Origin of the sequence: Amycolatopsis sp. lyj-346, assembly GCF_046548975.1 — a bacterium.
GTDB lineage: Bacteria > Actinomycetota > Actinomycetes > Mycobacteriales > Pseudonocardiaceae > Amycolatopsis.
Genome location: NZ_JAJPWT010000039.1, coordinates 1 through 2,616, shown reverse-complemented (window position 1 = coordinate 2,616; position 2,616 = coordinate 1). Strand labels below are relative to the sequence as shown.

3 protein-coding genes and 2 pseudogenes are annotated in these 2,616 nt (G+C 67.7%); 3 read left to right on the top strand and 2 right to left on the bottom strand.

Going from position 1 to position 2,616, the window contains the following annotated elements; all coding sequences use genetic code 11:
* Together ACLJQE_RS44550 and ACLJQE_RS44545 are read right to left on the bottom strand one after the other, a co-directional pair.
* Nucleotides 1-175, bottom strand: a pseudogene (locus ACLJQE_RS44550) (acyl-CoA dehydrogenase); the annotation flags it as partial.
* 117 nt (nucleotides 176-292) lie between these two features.
* A complete protein-coding gene (locus ACLJQE_RS44545) occupies nucleotides 293-1,498 on the bottom strand; it encodes a low temperature requirement protein A (RefSeq protein ID WP_410645912.1) in 1,206 nt (401 codons plus the stop codon).
* A gap of 118 nt (nucleotides 1,499-1,616) precedes the next feature.
* Here ACLJQE_RS44545 and ACLJQE_RS44540 point away from each other — a divergent pair, with 118 nt between their 5' ends.
* The 3 genes and pseudogenes from ACLJQE_RS44540 to ACLJQE_RS44530 form a co-directional block, all read left to right on the top strand.
* Nucleotides 1,617-1,853, top strand: coding sequence for a hypothetical protein (locus ACLJQE_RS44540; RefSeq protein WP_410645911.1), 237 nt, complete (start codon nucleotides 1,617-1,619; stop codon nucleotides 1,851-1,853).
* A 182-nt stretch (nucleotides 1,854-2,035) separates the two neighbouring features.
* Nucleotides 2,036-2,485, top strand: a complete 450-nt coding sequence (locus ACLJQE_RS44535; protein WP_410645910.1) for an effector-associated domain 2-containing protein — start codon at nucleotides 2,036-2,038, stop codon at nucleotides 2,483-2,485.
* 5 nt (nucleotides 2,486-2,490) lie between these two features.
* Nucleotides 2,491-2,616: pseudogene (locus tag ACLJQE_RS44530) on the top strand (MoxR family ATPase); the annotation flags it as partial.

The window sequence follows — 2,616 nt, the reverse complement described above, 5'->3', positions numbered from 1 at the left end:
TGCCGGCGGCCAGCGCCGCCCAGCCCAGCCGCGACAGGCGGACCACCTCGGCGAAGACGTCCGCCTTCCCGCCGCCGAGCAGCGCACCCGCGGGCAGCGCGACCTTCTCCAGGTGCAGCTTGCCGGTCGCCGCGCCGCGCAGACCCATCGCCGGCTCGGCCTTGACGGTGACGCCGACAGGCTTCAGCCCATCGCGTCCCGTTTCCTTGGCGCAGCCATGTGGCCCTCCATCCCGTTACCTACTCGCGAGTAGGTTAACCCGGGAGACGGCGCGGCGCCAGTGCGGGGTGGCTCACGGGTGGGCAGTGTGCACTTTCCTGCGCCACTCGGCGAACCGGATGCGCTCGAAAGTGATGAGCCCGAGCACCAGGGCGGCCACGATCAGCAGCAGCGCGGCCGCGGGCACGTGCTCCAGCAACGGCGTCGCCGCGACCAGCAGCACGCCGAGGACCAGGCGCTGGTGGTTCCAGCTGCCGAGGTTGCGCTTGCGGAGGGCGCTCAACGCGACGAGGTAGAGCGCGAGGCCGCCGGTCAGCGTCCAGATCGGCACGCCGTGCAGTGCTTCGCCGGGGGTGTGGTGCTCGGTGTCGGCGATGTAGAGGAAGGCTTTCTTCAGGCCGAGGGCGACCAGCACGACCCCGGCGATCAGCGGCAGGTGCAGGAAGGTGTAGGAGTCGGTGGCGAGCTTCGCCCGTTCGACCCCGGTCGCCTGCGTCAGCCGATGCTCGGACACGCGCGCGACGACGTCGAAGTAGGTCCACCACATCCCCGCGGCCAGCGCCAGCCCGCACACGGCCGCCCCGGCGATCAGCCACGACATCGGCAGCGCCCCGATCCCGATCCCGATCGCCACGATCGACTCGCCGAGCGCGATGATCACGATGAGCCCGAACCGCTCGGCGAAGTGCGCGGGAGCGTTCAGCCGCCACCCGTCCGGCCCGGCGAGGTAGACGTTGAGGTAATCGATTCCCAACGCCAACACCCACAACCCCAGCTGCCACGGCCCGCTCAGGAACGCGGCGACGCCGAGCAGCCCGACACTCGGCAGCAGTCCGACGAACATCTTGAGCAGCACCCGCCGGAGCCCGGGGTCGTGTTTCGCGGCACCGAGGTAGGCGACGAGGTGCAGCAACCGCACGAGCGCGTAGCAGGCCACGAACAGCGCGGGCGTGAACAACCCGCCGGGGTGGTCGGCGAAGGCTTCCGGGATGGTCAGCGACACCAGGAACATGACGGCCATGGCCCCGAACATCGCCAGCCGCGCAATCCCGTGGTCGACGTGGATGGTGGTCCCGAGCCAGGCATAACTGCACCAGCACCACCACAGGACGGCGAGCATGGCCACCCCCTGCCCGACACCGGCGGGGCTCAGGTGGTCGGCCATCAGCTGGGTGACCTGGGTGATGGCGTAGACGAAGACCAGGTCGAAGAAGAGCTCGATGGTGGAGACGCGGTGGTCCTCATCCGCGTTCACCAGCTGCAGGCGTCTCGTGGGCACGCCGAATTATGGACGAAACAAGGTCAAGGAGGTCCGGTTTCGGCGTAACGCCCTACGCGAACATGGCCGGACGTGCATGGGTCTGGGACAATGAGCCCCGGACGTGGGGAGGTGGGCCATGCATCCGGCTGCGCACCACAAGACGATCATGGCCGTCGACATCGCCGGCTACAACGACCCGAAGCGCACGACGGCGCACCGGCTGGTCGTCCACGAGGGGTTCTGGAAGCTCATGCGCACGGCTTTCGCGGACGCCGGCATCCCCTGGGACGCGCTCTTTAGGGAGAACACCGGCGACGGCGTGAAGATCCACCTGCCTGATCGCCACAGATCGTGGCGCTGCCGCGATCACTGACCAGCGACCCGAGCGGCCAACGTGGTGAAGCATGCTGTCCGCTTTCGGCTCTGTTGCGGGACGATTTTTGCCCTTTTGTAACTGCGCCGGACAGGTAAACATACGATCTTCGGTGCGCTTCTCGGGGTGGAAGAGGTGAAGCAGGGCATCCCCGGCCGGGCATCGCGGTCCGCAAGCAGGTGGTGGACGTACTCGTGGTGACCGGCTTCGCCGACGACAAATCGATTCGCACCCTGATGGTGAGCGAACTGCGGGACGCGCTCGACCACCCGTTCACCTTTTCGGACCAACTGACCGGCCGTGACCAATTGATCGAAATAGTTTCCGCGTGCTGCCGTCTCACGGAAGGGCTGAACTCGCTGGCGGATGTGATCGAATTCCTCCGCCCCGGCAGCAAGGACTGCGCGGAGGTGCGCGCCCTCGTGACGTCGGTCCGGATGCACGAAGTCACCCCGGAGGCCGAACAAGAGAAACTGCGCGAACGGTTGGCGGATTTTGCGTCGCCGGGACTCGGCATGGCTGTCCGCCGTGCCGCCCACTATGTCTCCCCGCCGCCTCGCTTCGAGGACGCATCCGCGGCGTTTTCCGGGCTCTCCGATTTCAACGCGGGGTTGGCGAGCTGCCCCTGCTGATCTTCGAGGCGGAGATGGTCAACGCGGCGCTGTACCTGCGACGGCCGTTGCTGGTGACGGGGCGGCCGGGAAGCGGCAAGTCGTCACTGGCGTACCGGATTTCGCGGGAGCTGGGGCTGGGCCGTGTTCTC

What these genes read in the sequence shown, in the direction of transcription:
- ACLJQE_RS44540 (WP_410645911.1), top strand. Translation starts at nt 1,617, where the DNA reads ATGCATCCGGCTGCGCACCACAAGACGATCATGGCCGTCGACATCGCC.